Annotated in this window: 19 protein-coding genes; 4 read left to right on the forward strand and 15 right to left on the reverse strand. The window is 64.6% G+C overall.

The genetic code is table 11. From position 1 onward, the window contains the following. Window positions 1-10: 10 nt before the first annotated feature. The 7 genes from ubiB to VGL01_RS12320 form a co-directional block, all read right to left on the reverse strand. Window positions 11-1,588 carry a ubiquinone biosynthesis regulatory protein kinase UbiB gene (ubiB, locus tag VGL01_RS12290; RefSeq protein WP_331569615.1) on the reverse strand — a complete coding sequence of 526 codons (1,578 nt, stop codon included), beginning with the start codon at window positions 1,586-1,588 and terminating at the stop codon, window positions 11-13. A 19-nt stretch (window positions 1,589-1,607) separates the two neighbouring features. Next, complete coding sequence (locus VGL01_RS12295; RefSeq protein WP_331569673.1) at window positions 1,608-2,234, reverse strand: ubiquinone biosynthesis accessory factor UbiJ; 627 nt, start codon at window positions 2,232-2,234, stop codon at window positions 1,608-1,610. Between the two features lie 180 nt (window positions 2,235-2,414). Continuing rightward, window positions 2,415-3,419: a Tim44 domain-containing protein gene (locus tag VGL01_RS12300; RefSeq protein ID WP_331569617.1), complete on the reverse strand. Its 1,005-nt coding sequence runs from the start codon at window positions 3,417-3,419 to the stop codon at window positions 2,415-2,417. A gap of 37 nt (window positions 3,420-3,456) precedes the next feature. After that, window positions 3,457-4,188 (reverse strand): bifunctional demethylmenaquinone methyltransferase/2-methoxy-6-polyprenyl-1,4-benzoquinol methylase UbiE, encoded by a 732-nt coding sequence (ubiE, locus tag VGL01_RS12305; RefSeq protein ID WP_331569619.1) that lies wholly within the window; start codon window positions 4,186-4,188, stop codon window positions 3,457-3,459. Window positions 4,189-4,220: 32 nt separating this feature from the next. After that, the gene (locus VGL01_RS12310) at window positions 4,221-4,643 is read right to left on the reverse strand and encodes a DUF971 domain-containing protein (protein WP_331569621.1); all 423 of its coding nucleotides are present in this window, start codon (window positions 4,641-4,643) and stop codon (window positions 4,221-4,223) included. Between the two features lie 65 nt (window positions 4,644-4,708). Then, complete coding sequence (locus VGL01_RS12315; protein ID WP_331569623.1) at window positions 4,709-5,137, reverse strand: HIT family protein; 429 nt, start codon at window positions 5,135-5,137, stop codon at window positions 4,709-4,711. Window positions 5,138-5,197: 60 nt separating this feature from the next. Then, window positions 5,198-9,214 carry a DUF3683 domain-containing protein gene (locus tag VGL01_RS12320; RefSeq protein WP_331569625.1) on the reverse strand — a complete coding sequence of 1,339 codons (4,017 nt, stop codon included), beginning with the start codon at window positions 9,212-9,214 and terminating at the stop codon, window positions 5,198-5,200. Between the two features lie 459 nt (window positions 9,215-9,673). On the opposite strand from VGL01_RS12320, the gene ilvA reads away from it, so the two are divergent. Next, window positions 9,674-11,203, forward strand: coding sequence for a threonine ammonia-lyase, biosynthetic (ilvA, locus tag VGL01_RS12325; RefSeq protein ID WP_331569627.1), 1,530 nt, complete (start codon window positions 9,674-9,676; stop codon window positions 11,201-11,203). A 41-nt stretch (window positions 11,204-11,244) separates the two neighbouring features. Continuing rightward, window positions 11,245-12,069, forward strand: a complete 825-nt coding sequence (gene queF / locus VGL01_RS12330; RefSeq protein WP_331569629.1) for an NADPH-dependent 7-cyano-7-deazaguanine reductase QueF — start codon at window positions 11,245-11,247, stop codon at window positions 12,067-12,069. A gap of 12 nt (window positions 12,070-12,081) precedes the next feature. On the opposite strand, the gene VGL01_RS12335 is transcribed toward queF, so the two are convergent. Both VGL01_RS12335 and VGL01_RS12340 read right to left on the reverse strand, forming a co-directional pair. Continuing rightward, window positions 12,082-13,566, reverse strand: a complete 1,485-nt coding sequence (locus VGL01_RS12335; protein WP_331569631.1) for a D-aminoacylase — start codon at window positions 13,564-13,566, stop codon at window positions 12,082-12,084. A 10-nt stretch (window positions 13,567-13,576) separates the two neighbouring features. Continuing rightward, on the reverse strand, window positions 13,577-13,768 hold the full coding sequence (locus VGL01_RS12340) for a hypothetical protein (RefSeq protein WP_331569633.1): 192 nt from the start codon (window positions 13,766-13,768) through the stop codon (window positions 13,577-13,579). Here VGL01_RS12340 and VGL01_RS12345 point away from each other — a divergent pair. Then, on the forward strand, window positions 13,767-15,041 hold the full coding sequence (locus VGL01_RS12345) for an amino acid deaminase (RefSeq protein ID WP_331569635.1): 1,275 nt from the start codon (window positions 13,767-13,769) through the stop codon (window positions 15,039-15,041). The genes VGL01_RS12340 and VGL01_RS12345 overlap by 2 nt on opposite strands. Here the strand turns inward: VGL01_RS12345 and VGL01_RS12350 are convergent. Both VGL01_RS12350 and VGL01_RS12355 read right to left on the reverse strand, forming a co-directional pair. Next, on the reverse strand, window positions 15,005-15,475 hold the full coding sequence (locus VGL01_RS12350; protein WP_331569637.1) for a MarR family winged helix-turn-helix transcriptional regulator: 471 nt from the start codon (window positions 15,473-15,475) through the stop codon (window positions 15,005-15,007). The two genes, VGL01_RS12345 and VGL01_RS12350, sit on opposite strands and share 37 nt — an antisense overlap. A 25-nt stretch (window positions 15,476-15,500) precedes the next feature. Continuing rightward, on the reverse strand, window positions 15,501-17,096 hold the full coding sequence (locus VGL01_RS12355) for an MFS transporter (protein ID WP_331569639.1): 1,596 nt from the start codon (window positions 17,094-17,096) through the stop codon (window positions 15,501-15,503). A 128-nt stretch (window positions 17,097-17,224) separates the two neighbouring features. On the opposite strand from VGL01_RS12355, the gene VGL01_RS12360 reads away from it, so the two are divergent. Next, a complete protein-coding gene (locus tag VGL01_RS12360) occupies window positions 17,225-18,076 on the forward strand; it encodes an EcsC family protein (protein WP_331569641.1) in 852 nt (283 codons plus the stop codon). On the opposite strand, the gene VGL01_RS12365 is transcribed toward VGL01_RS12360, so the two are convergent. The 4 genes from VGL01_RS12365 to VGL01_RS12380 all read right to left on the reverse strand — a co-directional run bounded on the left by VGL01_RS12365 (window position 18,043) and on the right by VGL01_RS12380 (window position 20,781). Beyond that, a complete protein-coding gene (locus VGL01_RS12365) occupies window positions 18,043-19,005 on the reverse strand; it encodes an alpha/beta hydrolase fold domain-containing protein (protein ID WP_331569643.1) in 963 nt (320 codons plus the stop codon). The two genes, VGL01_RS12360 and VGL01_RS12365, sit on opposite strands and share 34 nt — an antisense overlap. 11 nt (window positions 19,006-19,016) lie before the next feature. Continuing rightward, window positions 19,017-19,454 (reverse strand): CHRD domain-containing protein, encoded by a 438-nt coding sequence (locus VGL01_RS12370; protein WP_331569645.1) that lies wholly within the window; start codon window positions 19,452-19,454, stop codon window positions 19,017-19,019. A gap of 136 nt (window positions 19,455-19,590) precedes the next feature. After that, complete coding sequence (locus VGL01_RS12375; protein WP_331569647.1) at window positions 19,591-19,983, reverse strand: surface-adhesin E family protein; 393 nt, start codon at window positions 19,981-19,983, stop codon at window positions 19,591-19,593. Window positions 19,984-20,169: 186 nt separating this feature from the next. Next, on the reverse strand, window positions 20,170-20,781 hold the full coding sequence (locus VGL01_RS12380) for a lytic transglycosylase domain-containing protein (RefSeq protein WP_331569649.1): 612 nt from the start codon (window positions 20,779-20,781) through the stop codon (window positions 20,170-20,172). Between the last annotated feature and the right edge of the window lie 75 nt (window positions 20,782-20,856).

The raw sequence follows: 20,856 nt of genomic DNA on the forward strand, positions 1-20,856 counted from the left end.
GGCTCCGGTCTCACCCACCGTATGCCAGCACGAGCCAGAACCGCGCAGCCACCGCGCCGACGCCCATTGCCACGCCGAACAGTAGCAGCGCCTGCAACAGCCGATTCGTACGGCGCTGTTCGACGAGCAGCATCTGAATCACCGTGTCCTGCGCCCCGCGCGCGCCATCGTGGCGGCCGGCCAGCACGTTGTGCACGAGGCGCGGCAACTGCGGCAGCGTCTTGCTCCACTGCGGCGCTTCGACGCGCAGCCGGTCCAGCCAGCCCCGTATGCCGATCTGTTCGTTCATCCAGCGTTCGAGGTAAGGCTTCGCCGTCTTCCACAGATCGAGCTCCGGATCGAGCGAGCGGCCGAGTCCCTCGACATTGAGCATCGTCTTTTGCAACAACACGAGCTGCGGCTGAATCTCGACATTGAAGCGCCGCGAGGTCGAAAACAGCCTGAGCAACACCTGCCCGAGCGAGATGTCTTTCAGGGCCCGGTCGAAATAGGGCTCGCACACGGCGCGAATCGCACTTTCGAGTTCTTCGACGCGAGTGGTGGGCGGAACCCAGCCCGATTCCAGATGAAGCGTCGCCACGCGGTGATAGTCGCGTTTGAAAAACGCCAGGAAGTTTTGCGCCAGATAGTTTTTGTCGAAGTCCGACAGCGCGCCGATGATGCCGAAATCGAGCGCGATATAGCGCCCGAAATGTGCTGGATCGAGGCTGACCTGAATGTTGCCCGGGTGCATATCGGCATGAAAAAAGCCGTCGCGGAAAACTTGTGTGAAGAAAATCTCCACACCTTCGCGCGCGAGCTTTGGAATATCCACGCCCGCCTCGCGCAGCGTCTCGACCTGGCTGATGGGAACGCCGACCATGCGCTCCATGACGAGCACATTCTGCGTACAGAACTCCCAGTACATCTCCGGGACGAGCAACAGATCGAGCCCGATGAAGTTGCGGCGCAACTGGCTGCCGTTGGCGGCCTCGCGCATCAAGTCGAGTTCGTCGTGGAGGTATTTGTCGAATTCGGCGACGACTTCGCGTGGTTTGAGGCGCTTGCCGTCGGCCCACAGCCGCTCCGCCCAGACCGCGATGTCGCGCAAAAGCGCCAGATCGGAATCGATGACGGGCAGCATGTTCGGCCGCAGCACCTTGATGGCGACGGGCTTGCCGGCATGCTGCCCCGCCTTGACCTTCGCGAAGTGCACTTGCGCGATCGATGCGCTCGCCACCGGCACGCGCTCGAATTCGTCGAACAGCGCGTCGACCTTGGCGCCGAGCGATTTTTCGATGATATCGATGGCGACATCCGAATCGAATGGTGGCACCTGATCCTGCAGCTTCGCGAGCTCGATCGCCACGTCGAGCGAAAGCAGATCTCGCCGAGTCGACAGCACTTGACCGAACTTGACGAAAATCGGTCCCAGGCTCTCCAGCGCAAGTCTTAGCCGCACCGCCGGCGGCGACTTGAAGCGACGCCCAATCGTGCCGATGCGCAGCAGGAACCGCACGCGGCGGTCGTTGATGCGGGCCAGCATCATTTCGTCGAGGCCGAACCGGATGACCGTATAGACGATCTTGATAAAGCGCAGAAAACGCATGGAAAAGTCCGTGGCCTCGCTAGCGGGTGCCGCGCGAAATCGAAGCGCCGCCGGCGCCGGCTTGGGCCTCGATGCGCTCGATACGCTTTTCCACGCGCGCAAGGGCATCGCGCGCCCGCGCGAGCTCGCTGTTGAAACTTTCGAGCAACGTGCGCCGCACGAGCTGGGGGTTCTCGTCGAGCAAATACTCGGCCGCCGCGTCGCGCAAATTGCGTCCCGCACGCAGCGCCCGCTCGCCGGCCGTGCGCACGAGCGCCGACATCCGGTAAGCACTGGCGTCTCCGATCAGCCGCGCGAGATCCTCTTCCGGCTCCCAGCGCAAGTGCTCGGCCAGTTTGCCGAGCTGCGTCGCGAATTCGGCGTCGCCTTCGATCCTTACATGTTTCATGACCGCAGCCTGCCCACCCTGCACGAATGCCGATACCGCTTCGGCCGGCACCGCGATGGAGACATCGGGCAGCGCGCCCTCATGCTCGTCGAGCGCATTGAGATAGCCCTCGGGCTGCACCGCCAACGTGATGGAAAGCGAAGAGAAGACGAGACGTGCCGTTTTCCCGGAATATGGCACGAGCCGCTCTCGCGCCCAAGCTTCGCGGGCAAGCAGGTGATTGACGGCTGCGGCAAAGGGCTTGGCGGCAAGGATCATCGGGCTCGACATGGCTCGGGACCGCAGTAACAGCTGAAGCAGCAACTGCGGTCGACAAAAAAGCCCGCGCGAGGCGGCTGCCTGCGCGGGCCACTATTGTAACGTCGGTTCGCGCACGGCCGCCGCCGCATCGCGCGCCATGGTGCGGCCGCGACGCCGCACCCGAACCACGCGCCGCACTCAGTGCTGCGCGATCTGCTGGATGCCGGCCAGCAGCCAGCCCTCGCCCGTGCGGGCCGCCTTGGAGAGATTCCAGACCTCGACGAACGGCCCGGCCGACTCACCGGCCGACTCGCGAATCAAGCCGCTGAACCTCACGCTCGCCAGATATTCGCTGCCGCGATCTTCGACGCCGATGAGCTCGGCGTTGAGCTGCACGACGTCGGTCTGATCGCGTTCGCGGCCCCGCGCATCGATATCGACCTTCAGTTCAGCGAACATTTCGGGGGTCGTGAATTCGCGGATGTCGGCGAGATTGCCCTCGTCCCACGCCGCCTGCAACCGAACGAAGTTGACCTTCGCGTGGCGCAGGAAGGTTTCGGTGTCGAAACCGGCTGGCAGCGCCGCGCCTGACGCAGCGCCCATCGCGGCGCCCGGCATCGCTCCGCTCGAAGCGGCCGGCTCGGCCGTCTGCATACGCGACACCCCGAAGTCCCGCATCGGCGCGCCACCGGCCCCCGCCGCTGCGGCGCCATAAGCCGGCACCGGCTCCCGACGACGCGACATGAATTTACGCACGAGCCAGATGCCCGCCATCGCCAACAACGCGATCACGATGACGTTTGCCATCATGCTGGCAAACGCGCCGCCGAGCCCGAAGTGCGAAAGCAACGCCGCGATGCCGAGGCCGGCGGCCAACCCGGCGATGGGGCCGAGCCAGCGCGAACGCGCGGGCGCCGGCTGCGCCGGGCTCGATGGCGTGCGCGCGGCGGCGGCCGGTTGCGCCGACTGCAGCGAGTTCTGCTGCGTCGACGACTGCGACTGCGACTGCGTGGCCGTGGACGGTGCCGTTTGCGTGGTCTGGGCCTGGCGCCCGAACGTGCGTCCGCCCCCCAACCGCTTCGCTTCTGCATCGAGCGAAGCAACGGTGGTCACCGCAAGCACCGCGACCAGCGCAACGGAGCCGATCCGCCTCGCAAGGGGCTTAGAAAGGTTTTTGGAAGCAACAGGAAGGGGATCGGACATCTCGAAATTCCTCACGAAAAACAAGCGGTTAGCGGCGCTAATATTTAGTCGCCACGTGCAAGGCTACCACGCCAGCTGACAAATTGTAATATTTGACGGCGTCGAGGCCTGCTTGTTCCATCATTGTTTTCAGTGTTTCCTGATCCGGGTGCATGCGGATCGATTCGGCCAAGTAGCGGTAGCTTTCGGCATCGCGGGCGAATTTGTTGCCGAGCCAGGGCAAGACCTTGAACGAATACAGGTCGTACGCTTTTTTCAGCGGCTCCCAAACTTTCGAAAACTCGAGCACGAGCAGCCGCCCGCCCGGCTTCAGCACGCGCCGCATCTCGGCAAGCGCGACTTCCTTGCGCGTCATGTTGCGCAGCCCGAAAGCGACCGTGACTACGTCGAAGTAATTGTCGGGAAACGGAATCTTCTCCGCGTCGCACAGCAGGGCCGGCGTGATGACACCTTCATCGAGGAGCCGGTCCCGCCCCACCCGCAACATCGATTCGTTGATGTCGGTATGCCACACTTCGCCCGTCGGACCGGCCCGCTTCGCGAATGCCTTGGACAGATCGCCCGTGCCGCCTGCGATATCGAGCACTTTCGCGCCCGGACGCACGTTCGCCTGCGCGATGGTGAACTGCTTCCAGACCCGGTGCAGCCCCCCCGACATCAGGTCGTTCATCAAGTCGTAATTCGACGCGACGGAGTGGAACACGCCCGCGACCTTCCTGGCCTTGTCCCGCTCGTCGACCGTTTCGAAGCCGAAGTGGGTCTTGCTCATCGCGAATATCCTCCGCTTTTTATTCAATGGTTTCAGTGGCAATGGCCGTGCGGCGCACCGGAAGCGCCGGGCTCGCTCATCGGCGCATCGCGGTCCACTCCTGCCGCGGCGAGCTTGCCCAGGTATTCGCTCCAGTATGCGTCCTGGCGAGTGGCCAGATCGTGGAGCAAGTCCCATGAGTAAAGACCCGTGGAGTGCCCATCCGAGAATGTCGGCTGCAGTGCGTAGTTGCCGACCGGCGCGATCGAAACGATCGTGACGTCGCGCTTGCCGGTCTGGAGCGTTTCCTGGCCCGGCCCGTGCCCGCGCACCTCGGCTGACGGCGAAGAGACGCGTAGCAGCTCGAACGGGACCCGGTAGCTCTGCCCGTCCGCATATTGCAATTCCAGTACACGCGATTTCGCATGGACGACGACGCCGGTCGGAACCGGGGTATCGGGAGTGAGTCCGCTCATGACTGCCTCGATATTCGTTGTGTTCAGTGCCGCCGGCACCCGCAGCGCGCCCCGGACCGCAGGTATCAGGCAAACGCCTGCACGACCTCGCGGCGCACCGCATCGCCCAGCAGCGTGGCCTGTGCGCGGCGCGATGCGAGCAGCGCCTCGGACACGGTGCGCTGCCGCGGCGCCCAGATCGGCAAGGGGAAATGCGCGTCGTTCGTGAAACGCGGGATCGCGTGCCAATGCAGGTGCGGCACCTGATTGCCCAGGCTTGCGAGATTGACCTTGGCCGGCTGCATGACTGTGCGCAATGCTCGTTCGACAGCATAGACCACGCGCATCAAACGCTCGCGGTGAGCGGCGGAAAGATCGGAGAATTCGGCGACATGCGCATTCCAAATCACCCGGCAAAAGCCCGGATAGTCGATCTCGTCGGTCAGCACGACGCGCATGGCGTCATCCTGCCAAAGCACCGTTCCCCCTTCCTCACGGCAAAATACGCAGTCCATGGTCGTCCTTTCGCGTCGTTGCGGCCCGATCGTCACCGATCGAGCCGGCGATGGCCGCTATTACACCAGCACGCGCTCGATCCCGCCATCGTTGGCCTGGCGCACGTAGTTCACCATCCAGTCCTCGCCGAGCGTGCGCCGCGCGATTTCGACGACGATGTAGTCAGCCTCGATGTCGGCATCCTCGTTGTAGCGCTTCAGCCCTTGCAGGCAGGAAGGACAGCTCGTGAGAATCTTGACGTTGGTTTCGCCGTTCGCAGCGGCCCCGGCGTTCGCATCGACGATCGGCAGCGCGCGCAATTTGGCCGCACCCTTTCTGATCTCCTCTTCCTTGCGAAAGCGCACTTGCGTGGAGATGTCGGGGCGGCTCACGGCGAACGTGCCCGATTCGCCGCAGCAGCGGTCGTTCTTCTCGATTTTGTACCCGTCCTTCTCGGCGCCCATCAGCTCGTTGACGAGCTTGACCGGATCCATCGTCTTGATCGGCGTATGGCAGGGATCGTGGTACATGTACCGCGTGCCCTTCACGCCGTCGAGCTTCATGCCCTTTTCCAATAGGAATTCGTGGATGTCGATAATCCGGCAGCCCGGGAAGATCTTCTCGAATTCATAGCCGGCCAGTTGGTCGTAGCAGGTGCCGCACGAGACGACCACGGTCTTGATGTCGAGATAGTTCAATGTGTTCGCCACCCGGTGAAACAGCACGCGGTTGTCGGTCACGATCTTCTCGGCCTTGTCGTACTGCCCAGCACCGCGCTGCGGATAACCGCAGCATAGATAGCCTGGCGGCAGCACCGTCTGCACGCCCGCCTCCCACAGCATCGCCTGCGTCGCGAGGCCTACTTGCGAGAACAGGCGCTCGGAGCCGCAGCCCGGGAAGTAGAACACCGCTTCCGAATCGACCGTCGTCGTCTTCGGATTGCGAATGATCGGCACGATCTTGTTGTCTTCGATGTCGAGCAGCGCGCGCGCCGTCTTCTTCGGCAGATCGCCCGGCATCTTCTTGTTGATGAAATGGATCACCTGCTCGACGACAGGCGGCTTGCCCGTCGTCGCCGGCGGATGCGCGGTCTGTTTTCTCGCGAACTGCTTGAGCAGGTCGTTGCCGAGCCGCTGCGCCTTGTAGCCGACGCCCATCATCGCCGTGCGCGCCAGATTGATCGTGCGCGGGTTCGTCGCGTTCAGGAAGAACATGCCCGCGGTCGTGCCCGGGTTGAACTTCTTCTTGCCCATCTTGCGCAGAAGGTTGCGCATGTTCATCGACACGTCGCCGAAGTCGATCTTCACCGGACACGGCGTCACGCACTTGTGGCAGACGGTGCAATGGTCCGCGACATCGTTGAACTCGTCCCAATGCTTGATCGACACGCCGCGACGCGTCTGCTCTTCGTAGAGAAACGCCTCGATCAGCAGCGACGTCGCGAGAATCTTGTTGCGCGGGCTGTAGAGCAGGTTTGCCCGCGGCACGTGGGTCGCGCACACCGGCTTGCACTTGCCGCAGCGCAGACAGTCCTTCACGGAATCGGCGATCGCGCCGATGTCGGACTGCTGCATGATGAGCGACTCGTAACCCATGAGGCCGAAGCTCGGCGTATAGGCGTTGCGCAAGTCCGCCCCAGGCAGCAGCTTGCCCTTGTTGAAACGGCCTTGCGGGTCGATCCGCTCCTTGTAGGCGCGGAATTCGGCAATCTCGTCATCGGTCAGGAATTCGAGCTTGGTGATGCCGATGCCGTGTTCGCCCGAAATCACGCCGTCGAGCGAGCGCGCGAGCTTCATGATGCGCTCGACCGCCGCGTGCGCATCCTGCAGCATCGCGTAGTTGTCCGAGTTCACCGGAATATTCGTATGCACGTTGCCATCGCCCGCGTGCATATGGAGCGCGACGAAGACACGGCCGCGCAGCACCTGCTTATGGATGGCCTGCGCCTCTTCGAGGATCGGCTTGAACTCTCCGCCGTTGAAGATCTGCCTCAGCTCGGCGCGGATTTCCTGCTTCCACGACACGCGCACCGTGCGATCCTGCGTCACGTCAAAGACCGTTGCATCGGGCTGGCCATCGACGCGGTCGGCGAACTTCTCGGCAAGCCCCTCGTAGCCTAGCTGAACGAGCGTATGCTGCGCCTCGCGAAGCGGCATATCGAGGTTCTCGCGCAGGAAGACCCAGCGCTCACGCACATGCGCGAGCAATGCCAGCGCCTGCTGGACACGGTCTTCGAGCAGCTCCGCGCTAGGAATCTCGTTGGCATCGTCGCTTTTGCCGAGCGGCAGCTTGCCGGCCTTGAAAAACGCTTCGAGCGCATCGACGAGCTGCAGCTTGTTCTTGATCGACAGCTCGATGTTGATCCGCTCGATGCCGTCCGTGTATTCGCCCATGCGATCGAGCGGGATCACCACGTCTTCGTTGATCTTGAACGCGTTCGTATGCTTGGCGATCGCCGCCGTGCGGCTGCGGTCGAGCCAAAAACGCTTGCGCGCCTCGGCGCTCACGGCCACGAACCCCTCGCCGCTCTTGCCGTTGGCCATGCGCACCACTTCGGAGGTGGCCGAGGCCACGGCGTCGGCATCGTCACCGACGATGTCGCCGATCAACACCATCTTCGGGAAGGCATTGCGCTTCGATTTGGTCGCGTAACCGACCGCGCGCAAATAGCGTTCGTCCAGATGCTCGAGCCCCGCCAGGATCGCGCCGCCTCGCTTCGCCGTCTCGAACAGGTAGTTCTTGATTTCGACGATGCTCGGTATCGCCTCGCGCGCCTGGCCAAAAAATTCGAGGCAGACCGTGCGCGTGTGCGCGGGCATCTTGTGCAGCACCCAGCGCGCCGACGTGATGAGGCCGTCGCAACCCTCCTTTTGCACGCCGGGCAACCCGGACAGGAACTTATCGGTGACGTCCTTGCCGAGCCCTTCCTTGCGAAAGCGCCGGCCTTCGATCGCCAATGTTTCCGTACGCAAAAAGCGCTCGCCCGGAGCGTGCTCGCCGTCGAACCACTTCAGCTCGAAGCGCGCCATGTCGGCATCGTGGATCTTGCCGAGGTTGTGGCCGAGCCGCGTCACTTCGAGCCAGTTGCCCTCCGGATCGACCATGCGCCACCAGGCGAGATTGTCGAGCGCGGTGCCCCAGAGCACGGCCTTCTTGCCGCCCGCATTCATCGCGATGTTGCCGCCGATGCAGGAGGCGTCGAGCGAAGTCGGATCCACCGCGAACACATAGCCGCCGGCCTCGGCCGCTTCCGTGACGCGACGCGTGACGACGCCCGCGCCCGAGAAGATGGTCGGCACCTTGAGTGCGAGCCCGGGGAGTTCCGTGAGCTCGATTGCGCCCAGCTGCTCGAGCTTTTCCGTATTGATGACGGCCGCAAACGGCGTGAGCGGCACGGCTCCGCCCGTATAGCCGGTGCCGCCGCCACGCGGGATCACCGTCAGGCCCAGTTCGAAGCACGCCTTCACGAGACGCGCGATTTCCTGCTCGGTGTCCGGCGTGAGCACGACGAACGGATATTCGACGCGCCAGTCGGTCGCATCGGTCACGTGCGAGACGCGCGACAAGCCGTCGAAGCGGATGTTGTCTTTCTGCGTGCAGCGTCCGAGCACCTTCAGCGCACGGCGGCGCAACTCGGCGAGCGCCGCGAATTCGCCGGCAAACGCGTCCACCGCGCGGCGCGCGGCAGCGACCAATGTTTCCACGCGCGCGGCCCGCTCGCGTCCCGCGTCGTCGCGATGCTCGGCGAGATCGGCGTGCCGCCGCTTCTCGATTTCATTGAGCCGATGCTCGAGCGCCTCGATGAGCAGCGTGCGGCGCCTCGGATTGTCGAGCAGATCGTCTTGCAGATACGGATTGCGGCGCACGACCCAGATGTCGCCCAGCACTTCGTAGAGCATGCGGGCCGAGCGGCCGGTGCGGCGCTCGTTGCGCAGCTCGTCGAGGATGCTCCAGGCTTCGGTGCCAAGCAGCCGGATGACGATTTCGCGATCGGAAAACGACGTGTAGTTGTAGGGAATCTCGCGCAGCCGCGGTTCGGGATCGGCGGCCAATGCGGCGGGGGCGCCGTGCGGGTCGAATACTTGTGGTGCGTTCATGGTCGGACGGATCGATGGGCCGGCTTGCGCATCGGATCGATTACGCAAACGGCGGCGCGCGTCACGCGCAATGTTTGGAAACTGGGCTTCAAGGCGGTTGGCCGCCGCTCGATGCGGCGCCGGCAAGCCTTCACGGGCAGAGGCTCATGCGTGACGCGATCGCGCGTGACGGACATACTTCTCCGCCGCGGGACGCGCTTCTCGCGGAGCGGGGATCAAGTGGGCGGTCCGAGGCTGCCAGCGCATTTTCCGGTCCTGGTCTCAAACTAGGATTCTACCGCATGAAACGGGCCGCTGCTCGTGTCGGCCGGCGCCGCCGGGCGCCGCGCCACGCATTGCTCGACCGACCGGACGGCCGGCAGATGACGGGGCGCCGAGAGCCGAAAACACCGCCGTTGGCGCTATCATTGACTATTTCCGCCTCTGCCGGCACTGCAAGCGCTTTGCGCGCACCGTCCCATGACCTCCTCGTCCCACGATTACCTCAAAAAAATCCTCACGGCCCGCGTCTACGACGTTGCGCGCGAAACGGAACTCGAACCCGCGCGCAATCTTTCGGCACGCTTGGCGAACCGCGTCTATCTGAAGCGCGAGGACAACCAGCCGGTCTTTTCGTTCAAGCTGCGCGGCGCCTACAACAAGATGGTCCATATTCCGACCGACGCGATCGCGCGCGGCGTCATTACGGCCTCGGCCGGCAACCATGCGCAAGGCGTGGCCTACTCGGCCGCGCGCCTCGGCGTGAAGGCCGTCATCGTCGTGCCGGTGACGACGCCGCAGGTGAAGGTCGACGCGGTGCGCGCCCACGGGGGCCCGACCGTCGAGGTGGTGCAAACCGGCGAATCGTATAGCGATGCCTACGCGCATGCGCTCGAGCTTCAGGAAGCGCGCGGACTGACGTTCGTCCATCCGTTCGACGACCCGTATGTGATCGCAGGCCAGGGCACGATCGCGATGGAAATCCTGAGCCAGCACCAGGCACCCATTCATGCGATCTTCGTGCCGATCGGCGGCGGCGGCCTCGCGGCCGGCGTGGCGGCCTATGTCAAAGCCGTACGCCCCGAAATCAAGGTGATCGGCGTGCAGACCGAGGATTCGTGCGCCATGGCGCAGTCGATCAAGGCGTCCGAGCGCGTCACGCTCGCCGAAGTCGGACTCTTTTCGGACGGCACCGCCGTCAAGCTCGTCGGAACGGAGACGTTCCGGATGTGCCGCGAGTATCTCGACGACGTTCTCATCGTGAACACCGACGCGCTTTGCGCCGCCATCAAAGACGTCTTCCAGGATACCCGCAGCCTGCTCGAGCCGGCTGGCGCCCTCGCCGTTGCGGGCGCCAAGCAATACGCCGAGCGCACCGGCATCGAAAACGAAACGCTCGTCGCCGTCACGTCGGGCGCGAACATGAACTTCGACCGCATGCGTTTCGTCGCCGAGCGTGCCGAAGTCGGCGAGGCGCGCGAAGCCGTCTTCGCCGTCACGATTCCCGAAGAACGCGGCAGCTTCAAGCGCTTTTGCGAACTCGTCGGCGAGCGCAGCGTCACCGAATTCAACTACCGCATCGCCGACGCGAGCGCAGCTCATATCTTCGTCGGCGTGCAAATCAAGAGCCGCGACGAATCGGCCGCCATTGCACGCGCGTTCGAGGCGCACGGCTTCGCCACCGTCGACCTGACCAGCGACGAGCTCTCGAAGCAGCACATCCGCTATATGGTGGGTGGGCGCTCGCCTCTGGCACACGACGAGCGCCTCTTTCGCTTCGAGTTCCCGGAGCGCCCGGGCGCATTGATGCGCTTTTTGTCGTCGATGGCGCCGGACTGGAACATCAGCCTTTTCCACTACCGGAACCAGGGCGCGGACTACAGCTCGATCCTGGTCGGTATCCAGGTACCCGTTGCGGACAACGAGGCGTTCGTGCGCTTTTTGTCGACGCTCGGGTATCCGTATTGGGACGAGAGTAGCAACCCCGTTTATCGCCTGTTTCTGGCCTGAGCGCGCTTTCGCGTGCCGGGCACCGCGTATCGAGCATCGTCATGACTCCCGACCAATCGCCGCTGGGCAAACCGGCCGCCTATACCGAACAATACGATTCGTCGCTGTTGTTTCCGATCGCTCGCGCGCTCGCGCGCGAGGCGATCGGCATCGGCGCGCAGTTGCCGTTTTTCGGCACGGACATCTGGAACGCCTACGAGCTTTCGTGGCTCAACGCGCGCGGCAAGCCGCAGATCGCCATCGCGACGTTCCTCGTGCCGGCCGAATCGCCGAACATCGTCGAATCGAAGTCGTTCAAGCTCTATCTGGGATCGTTCGCGCAAACCCGCATCGAGTCCGCCGATGCGCTGCGCGACATGCTCAAGCGCGACGTTTCGGCGGCCTGCGGCGCGAGCGTGTCCGTGCGTCTCGCCACACCGGCGGAGTTCCACAAGCTCGCGATGGACGAACTCGACGGGCTCTCGCTGGACAGGCTCGATCTCGAAGCCGACGTCTATCATCCCGAGCCCGCGCTGCTGACGGCGGCGCATGGCGAAGCGCCGGTCGAAGAGACGCTCGTCTCGAATCTGCTGAAATCGAATTGCCCGGTCACGGGCCAGCCGGACTGGGGCAGCCTCCAGATTCATTACGTCGGACCTCAGATCGATCACGCCGGGCTCTTGCGCTACATCATCTCGTATCGCAATCACACGGGGTTTCACGAGCAGTGCGTCGAGCGCATCTTCGTCGATATCGTGCGCGAATGCCGGCCCGTCAAGCTCGCCGTCTATGCGCGCTACACGCGCCGCGGCGGGCTCGACATCAATCCGTTTCGCACCAACTACAACCAGCCGATGCCGGACAATGCGCGCACTGCGCGCCAGTGACGCGCGCGGCGTTTAGAAGGCCTGCGGCGCGTCGTCGCCGGTCGCCCGCGGGCCACGTGCGACGAAGCAGCCGGCCCGCTCCCCGGTCGGCTCGCCGCCACGATAGCTCGCAACGCCGTTGACCCAGACGGCATCGATACCGACGGCAGCCTGCTGCGGGCGCTCGAACGTCGCCGCATCGAGCACGCGCGCGGGATCGAACAACACGAGATCGGCGTGCGCGCCGCGCCGCACCTCGCCGCGCCCCTCCAAGCCGAAGCGCCGAGCCGGAAGACCGGTCATCTTGCGAACGGCCTCCTCGAGCGGCAGCAGCTGCTCGTCGCGCGCGTAATGGCCGAGCACGCGCGGAAATGCGCCCCATAGACGCGGATGCGGCAGCGGATCGTTCGGCAACCCGTCCGAGCCGATCATCGTCGCGGGATGCGACAGAATCCGGCGTACGTCGTCCTCCGACATGTTGTGATACACGGCGCCCGCCGGTTGCAGGCGCGCAGCCGCTTCCCGTTCGCTGACGCCCCATTCGCGCGCGATTGCCGACACGCGCTTGCCCGCCTGCTCCGGATGCGGCGTCGACCACGTCACCGTGATCTCGATATCGCCCGTCACCTGCGCGAGGTCGAGCGTCGTGGAGCTGCGATCGTAGGGATAGCAGTCGCAACCGATCGGCTGCAAGCGCCGTGCGGAGTCGAACGAAGCGAGGACTTCTTTGCTGCGGCCCCAGTTGCGCGGGCCCGCGCATTTCAGGTGCGAGATGACCACCGGCACGCGCGCATGCCGGCCGATGCGGCAGGCTTCGTCGAATGCCTCGAGGATCGCGTCGAACTCGCTGCGCATATGCGTCGTATAGATCCCGCCGGCCGCCGCGAGCGGTCCGGCGAGCGCCATCACCTCTTCGGTCGGGGCCGCATTGGCCGATCCATACGCAAGCCCCGAACTCAGGCCGAGTGCGCCATGCGCAAGCGCTTCTTCGAGCTGCGCGCGCATCGCCGCGAGCTCTTCTTGCGTTGCGGCGCGATCGAGCCGGTCCATGTGATTGTTGCGCAGCGCGGTATGACCGACCAGCGCCGCGACATTGACCGCCGGCCGCGCCGCATCGACGGCGGCGCGGTAGGCCGCGAAACTCGGATAGCAAAAGGCGTCGGCGCCGCCGAGCAGATTCATCGGGTCCGGCGGATCGCCCGCGAGCGTGACGGGCGAAGCGCTGATGCCGCAATTGCCGACGATCACCGTCGTCACGCCCTGCGTCAGCTTGGGCAGCATCTGCGGCGAGCGGATCGCGTGGATGTCGTCGTGCGTGTGCACGTCGATGAAACCGGGCGCCAGTGCGCGCCCTTCGGCCTCGACGAACTCCTCGGCAACCCAGTTCGACAGGTTGCCGATCGCGGCAACGCGGCCGTCGCGCACGGCCACGTCGCGCTCGACGGGCGGGTTGCCGGTGCCGTCGTAAAGCATCGCGCCGAGGATCAGCGTATCTGCGGCTTCTGGATGGGAATGCATGAACGAGCTCCTACGGCGGATGCGGCGCCGGCAGGGACACGGGCGCGCCATGCGCACGATCGTACTCGACCATTACGCCCGATGCACGCAATGCGCCCTTTTCCGCTGGCGGATCGCCGGCCGGCCTCGTACCATCGTCGTCTGAGCGGCGTGCCTCGAGCCATGCCAGCGCCGCGTTCGAACGCTCCACCAGGATCGCCATGAAAATCGCCTACCAAACCGCCACGATCGACCCTTACGGCAAGGGGCTGGGCTCCGTGCCGAGCGCCAGCGTGCCGCTGAACCAGGCCGTCAACCTCGAGTGGAATCTGTTGGCCGAGGACGTGAGCCTGCCCGCGGCGGTGTTGCGCGCCGACCGCATGGAGCACAACCTCAGATGGATGCAGGCCTTCATGGCCGAGTACGGCGTGAAGCTCGCGCCGCACGGCAAAACGACGATGGCGCCGCAGCTCTTTCGCCGCCAGCTCGCGGCGGGCGCCTGGGGCATTACGCTCGCCACCGCGCACCAGACGCGCGCGGCCTATGCGGCCGGTGTGCAGCGCGTGCTGATGGCGAACCAGCTGGTCGGACGACGCAATATGGCCATGATCGCCGAGCTGTTGACCGATCCGGATTTCGAGTTTTTCTGCCTCGTCGATTCAGCTGACGGTGTCGATCAGTTGGGCGCGTTCTTCCGTTCCGTGCGCAAGCCGCTCCCGGTGCTGCTGGAGCTGGGCATACCCCGTGGACGTACGGGCGTGCGTGACGACGCACAGCGCGACGCCGTATTGTCCGCGCTCGAGCGCAACGCCGACACGGTCAAGCTCGCGGGCGTCGAACTCTACGAGGGCATTCTTGCCGACGAGCAGGCCGTGCGCGCGTTCTTGCGCCGAGCGCTCGATACCACCCGCCTGCTCGCGGCGCAAGGACGGTTCGCCCGCACGCCGGCCATTCTCTCGGGCGCGGGCTCCGCATGGTACGACGTCGTGGCCGAAGAATTCGCCCACGAATCGGCCAGCGGGCGCGTCGAAGTGGTGTTGCGCCCCGGCTGCTATCTGACGCACGATGCCGGCGTCTACGCGAAAGCCCAGGCGGGTGTGCTCGCGCGCAACCCGATCGCCCGCAAAATGGGGGAAGCGTTGCTGCCCGCGCTGCAACTGTGGGCCTACGTGCAATCGATTCCCGAACCGGATCGCGCGATCGTCGGCTTCGGCAAACGCGATACGGCGTTCGATGCGGGCGCCCCCGTTGCCGCGCGCCACTACCGTCCGGGAACACAGGCGCCGCGCGATATCGCGCCCGAGGAAGGCTTCGAAGTCACGAACATGATGGATCAGCATGCCTACCTGCGCATTGCGCCGGGTACCGACCTCAAAGTGGGCGACATGCTTGCATTCGACATCTCGCATCCGTGCCTGACGTTCGACAAATGGCGGCAAATCCTCGTCGTCGATGCCGACTATCGTGTGACGGAGGTCGTGGAGACCTGCTTCTGAGCCGGTTCGACGGTTTGCGCGATGCGCGTTTCGAGCTGGCACAACGCTGATGACAATGCGGCCCGCGCATCGGCGGGTAGGGCCCCCATCGTCTCGCGCAAGAACGCGTTGCGCCGCGGCAGGCTCTCTTCGACGGCGGCGGCGCCCGCGCGCGTCAGCACGACGTTGGTGATACGGTTGTCGCGCGTATCGGTGCTGCGCGCCACCCAGCCGAGCAGTTCGAGCGCCTTCAATTGCCGCGTGAGCGCGCCCGGATCGATACGGAGTTGCTCGACGAGCCGCTTTTGCGACCACTCCCCCTCGTCCGAAGCCAGCGCGCGCAAGATGCGCCAGCGCGTCATCGGATGCCCGACTTGCGCTTCGAACGCGGACATGAATGCGCGGTAGGTCCGCCCGAATTGCTGGACGGTGGCGACGTAATCGTGTTCTTCCATGGAGCGTGGTGGCTGACTTCCAAATTCATTCTGCGGCGGGCACCGGCTCGGCGGCCCTCGTGATCTTGATGCGCGGCACGCGCCGGCACTGCCAGATCGAAAATACGGCGACCACCATTGCGACGGCGATGCCGGCATGGATGGCCGCGACGAGTGCCTCGCGCGAAGCTTCGATCAACGCGGCGCCGTCGAAGCCTCGAACGGCCAGCTCTCGCGCGAGCGCGCGCTGAGCATCGATATTCACGAGGATCTGCGGATCGCGAAATCGGGCGATCCATGCCGTGGCACGGTCCGTCGCAAGCGCGTCGCGCACGCCATGCTCGTACATCCGCGTGACGAGCGTCCCCGTAAACGCGGTCCCGATCATACCCCCGATCATGCGCAACGACTGCAAAAGCGCCGTCGCGATTCCGAGATGCTCGCGGCCCGCGGTCTGTTGCGCGAACACCGTCAGATTCGGCAGCACGAAGCCCAGGCCGAGCCCGCCGGCCATCATGAATGCCATCAGGACTGCGTGCGGCATGGTGCGCGTGGCGAGCACAGTGCCCGAACACGCCAGCGCAACGAGCGTGAAGCCGACGTAGAGCATCGTATTCGGATTGCGAACGCGCGTGACGATCCGCCCATTCACGATGCTGCCGATCGTGATGAACACGACCAACGGCGTGACGACGAGGCCGGCATCGCGCGGCGAAAGGCCGAAGCCGCCTTGCAGCAATAGCGGCGCATAGAACAGCAGCGAAAACATCGAAAAACCGCCGAGCACCGAAAGCGAGAACAGTGCGGCCAGCGAGCGATTGCGAAACATGTCGAGCGGAAGGATCGGTTGGGCGTTCGAGCGTTCCCACTTCAGCAGGCCAAACGCGCAGCCGAGGCCGACCACGGCCAGCGCAACGACGCTGGGCGTGAATCCGTCGTGCGCGACCCATTCGACGAAAAGCTGCAGCGCGCTGAGCGCCACGGCGATCAAAAGCGCCCCGACCCAGTCGAGCCGTACGCGCACGGTATGCGCGATATGCCGGAGATGCGGCAGATAACGCCACACGAAGACGAGCGAGAGCAACCCGACGGGCAGATTCACGAAGAATGCCCACCGCCATCCCCAGTACTGCGTGAGAAAACCACCGAGCGAAGGACCGATGGCATTCGCAATGCCGAAGGCCGAACTCATCATGACCTGCCAGCGCAGGCGCACGACCGAATCGGGGAAAAGATCGGCGATACAGGCGAACGCGGTGCCGACGAGCATGCCGCCGCCAATGCCCTGCAGCCCCCGCGCGAGCACGAGGAACAGCATGCTGTTGGCCGCGCCGCATAGCGCCGACGCGCCGGTGAAAAGCGCGATCGATACGAGGACGAAAGGCTTGCGCCCGTAATAGTCGCCGAGCCGGCCGAAGATCGGGACGGTAATGACCGAGGTGAGCAGATACGACGTGGCCACCCACGCGTAGAGCTCGAAGCCTTTGAGTTCGGCCACGATGGTAGGCAAAGCCGTGCCGACCACGGTCTGATCGAACGCGACGAGCATTGTCACGAAAGAGATGCCGAGCATCGCGAGCAGCGACTCACGAAACGGCAGTACCTGCGCACGTGAATGTTGAGCGGCGGTATGGACAGCCATTTTTTGTCGATACAATCGTTGATCCGTCAAAGATATCGTAATGCTAGCATGAGACAGGCGACGGCGCTGCGAGCGCGCGGACCACCGCTTGCGCAGGCCATCTCGTATTCGAAAGAGTTTTTCTGACGATGAAAACGATTCCAATCGCTACCACAGCGCTGACTGAAGACGACCGCGCCGCTTTGGCGCGCGCGAAGGAAGCGTTGGAGCGCCAGCCGCTTGCCATGAAGCTTGCCGCTGCCGTCGGTGCCCCGATCGAGCGGCTGATCGAGCGTCTGCCGGCGGCAGCGCACGATACGGTCGCCGCCGCGACGCGCGTTGCGCTCGAAAAATGCCTTCATGTGGCGCTCGCGAGCGTCCCCAAATCGGGGCGGGGTGCGCCCGGTCCACTCCGGCCCGCGCGGGACATCTGGCACAAGGTGGCCGTAGCGACGACCGGTGCGGCAGGAGGCGCATTCGGGCTGATGGCGCTGCCAGCGGAACTGCCGGTGACGACGGCCCTCATGTTTCGCTCGATCTGCGACATCGCGCGCAGCGAAGGCGAAGACCTGAACTCGGCCGAAACACGGCTTCAATGCTTATCGGTTTTCGGGCTGGGCGGCGGTGCGGCGCGGCATGCCAGCACCGACGAGGATGCCGATTTCGGCTATTTCATCGCACGCGGCGCGCTCGCACAGGCGATCTCGAAAGCGTCGTCCGAGCTCGCGTCGAAAGGGGTTGCGGCGCACGGCGCGTCCGCGCTAATGAGGCTCACCAACGCCATTGCGGCGCGCTTTTCGGTGCAGGTCAGTGAACAGGTGGCGGCCAAATCGATTCCGGCCATCGGCGCAGTGCTCGGCGCACTCGCCAATACGGCCTTCATCGATCACTTTCAGCAGACCGCCCACGGTCATTTCACGGTGCGCCGCCTCGAACGGCAATACGGCTCCGATGCGGTGCGCCTCGCCTATGAGGCGATCGAGCGCTCGGCACGCAGCTGAACACGGCACGCCTTCGCGTGGCGGCACGCGAACGCGGCGGCCCGCTCGAGCGCCGCGCGCCCCTCCGGGATGAACGGCACGAACAATTGCCAGACATGCGGCATCTTCGGCCAGATTTCGAAATCCACTTCGACCTGCACCGCGCGCGCCCGCTCGGCCACCCGCCGCGCATCATCGAGCAGCACTTCCGTGCTGCCGGCCTGGATCAGCAAGGGCGGCAGGCCCTTCAGATCGGCGTAGAGCGGCGAGGCGTAAGGATGCGTGGTGCTCGTGGTGCCGAGATAGAACCGGGCCGCGCGCGCAATGGCAGCGCCCCGGAACATCGGATCCAGACCATCGTTGCTGACGAGCGTCGCGCCCGTCGCGGCGAGGTCGGTCCACGGGGAAAACAGCAAGCCCGCCGCGGGCAACGCATCGCCGGCATCGCGCAGCGCCACGAGCAGCGCCAGCGCGAGGCCGCCGCCGGCCGAATCGCCGGCCACGACGATGGATTCCGGCGGTATGCCGTCCCGGACCAATTGCCGATAGGCTGCCAGCGCGTCGTCGAGCGCTGCCGGAAACGGGTGCTCCGGCGCCAGCCGATAGTCGAGAGAAAACGTGCGGGCGCCCGTGTGCACCGCGAGCGGAAAGACGAGCGACCGATGCGACTTGGGCGAGCAGAAGTAATAACCTCCGCCGTGCAGGTAAAGCAGTGTGCGCACCGGTGCCGCGCGGGCCATATCGGCGATCGGCTCGAGCCATTCGCCAGCAAGCGGCGCGTGGTTGCGCCCGCTGCTGTCGATGAAGCGCCACCCGGCCGGCACGCGCGGCGACCATATCCGCGCGGCCGTCCTGGCCCGCGCGCGCTCCACGCTCGCATGCGGGTTTTCGGTCTCCGGACGAAACTGCCGCTCGAGAAGCCAGCAGGCGACCCGGCTTTGCCAGCTCAAGGATTCACCGCTCAGTGCGACGGCTGCAGTTGACCGCGGATCTCGCCACCTTTGTTCTTCGCCGTATGCACGTTGAAGTACCACTTGCCGTTTTCAAGGTCGGCGATCTGCGCATCGGTCAGCGTCTGCGTTCCGGACACGTTGCCGGATGCCGCCTCCGGCACTTTCACCGGGACCACGGGCGCTGCGTTTTGTCCGACCGCCGCCGGCCCGTGAAAGTGCGCCGCCGTCGCGGGCCCGGTCAGTCCTTCATAGCTGATCGTCCATTTGAACGCTTTTGTCGACGTGTCGAGTGTAGCGTCGACCGAACCCTTGCCCGGGCTCGTTGTCGGCGGCACCTCGGCCGAACCCGTCAGCGTCGCCTTATATGCGACTTCCTCGGCATACACGGCGCTCGTCGCCGCGGCCGAAAGCAGGACGGCCATGCTCAGTTTGCGCATAAGTCCCATCTTGTTCTCCTGTCAGTGGATGCCGCCCACGCCGGAACGACGCGCCCGCGAAGCGGTGTCCACATAGTAGGCCATACCCCGAAACATTTCTCGACGCGCTTAGGCCCTTAGACCGTCCGACGGTTCGCGCTGCGCCTCAACAGACTTTGCGGAACATGATGTCGACGACGGTGCCGGGACCGATTGCAGTCCACTCGGGGCTGGTGGGATGGACGAAGCCTGCGGGGGTGCCGTCCGCGGCGAGATAATGCGTATCGACCGCGCGCCATCGCTTGTGGCTGCAATCGATCTGATAGCGGGTGAGCGAAACGGCGACGGGCTGAGCGGCGCCCTGCACCTTCTCCGGGACTTTCCACGTCGTCTTTCCGATGTATTCGATGTAGCCGTCGGCGTCGGTGGCGACACTATCGGTATCCACTGCATAGGAGAGATCGCGTTCGCCCGACAGGTAGCTCCACTGCGTGGCTTCCGCATGAACCATGGCGCCCATGGGCATCAGACAGACGAGCAATCGACGGAGCAATTTCATTGGTGGTTCCGATTGTGCGAAATTGGCCCAGGTACGTCGATTGAATTATTGTTTTTACTGCTTTTCGCTTATGCGCGCGGCGCACGACGTCGACCGATTCTAGCAGAGCGGTCTGCCACGACATCCAGGGATACGAGAAATTCACACGAAACGCGAAGCGCGGCAATGCCACGGCGCAAAGCCGTTTTAGCGGTCGGCGCTTGCGGTTGTGGCACTCGCGCCGGCGTTCAATTCGAAATCATGCGCATGCAGGCTCACTTTGCGGGCATAAGCCGTCGAGCCGCCATAGTTCTTGAGTGCAGCGACCACATCTCCCTGAGCGGATTCGATATAGCCGCGCAGGATGGCCGAGCCCGCATCGATATTGGCGGCCGGCTGCGTGAGATCGATATGCTGCACGAGCCGACGGTGCGCCGCGGGAACGACCTGCATGAGGCCCGTCGCGCCATGCGCGCCGCGGGCCGTCTCCTTGAACCTCGATTCGATCGAGATGATCGACAGCACCAGTGCCGGAGGCAGCGAGTACTTCGAGGCCGAAGCCATGACGGCCCGAGCGATCTGCTCCGCCTTGGCTCGCGCAAGACCGAATTTGCGCACGAGCATGCCCGATAGCTTGTGCGTTTCGCTGTCGGCGGCCGAATCGCTTGCAGCGGCCGGGGCAGACGCGAGCGCATCGCCCGGTGCCTTGGGCGACGAAGCGGCGATAGCGCGAATCGTTTCGGGCTCCTCAGCAATCGCGTGCGTGAAAGAGCCGAACAAAAGCAGCGATGCGCAAAGGATTCGGAGGGTTCGGAGCATGAAACATAATATGAATGAACGCTCCGCATTATAGCGATATCGATCCTTTTGGATAGCGCGCCCTTTGCCATTCAA

Source organism: Trinickia sp. (assembly GCF_036503415.1).
GTDB lineage: Bacteria > Pseudomonadota > Gammaproteobacteria > Burkholderiales > Burkholderiaceae > Trinickia.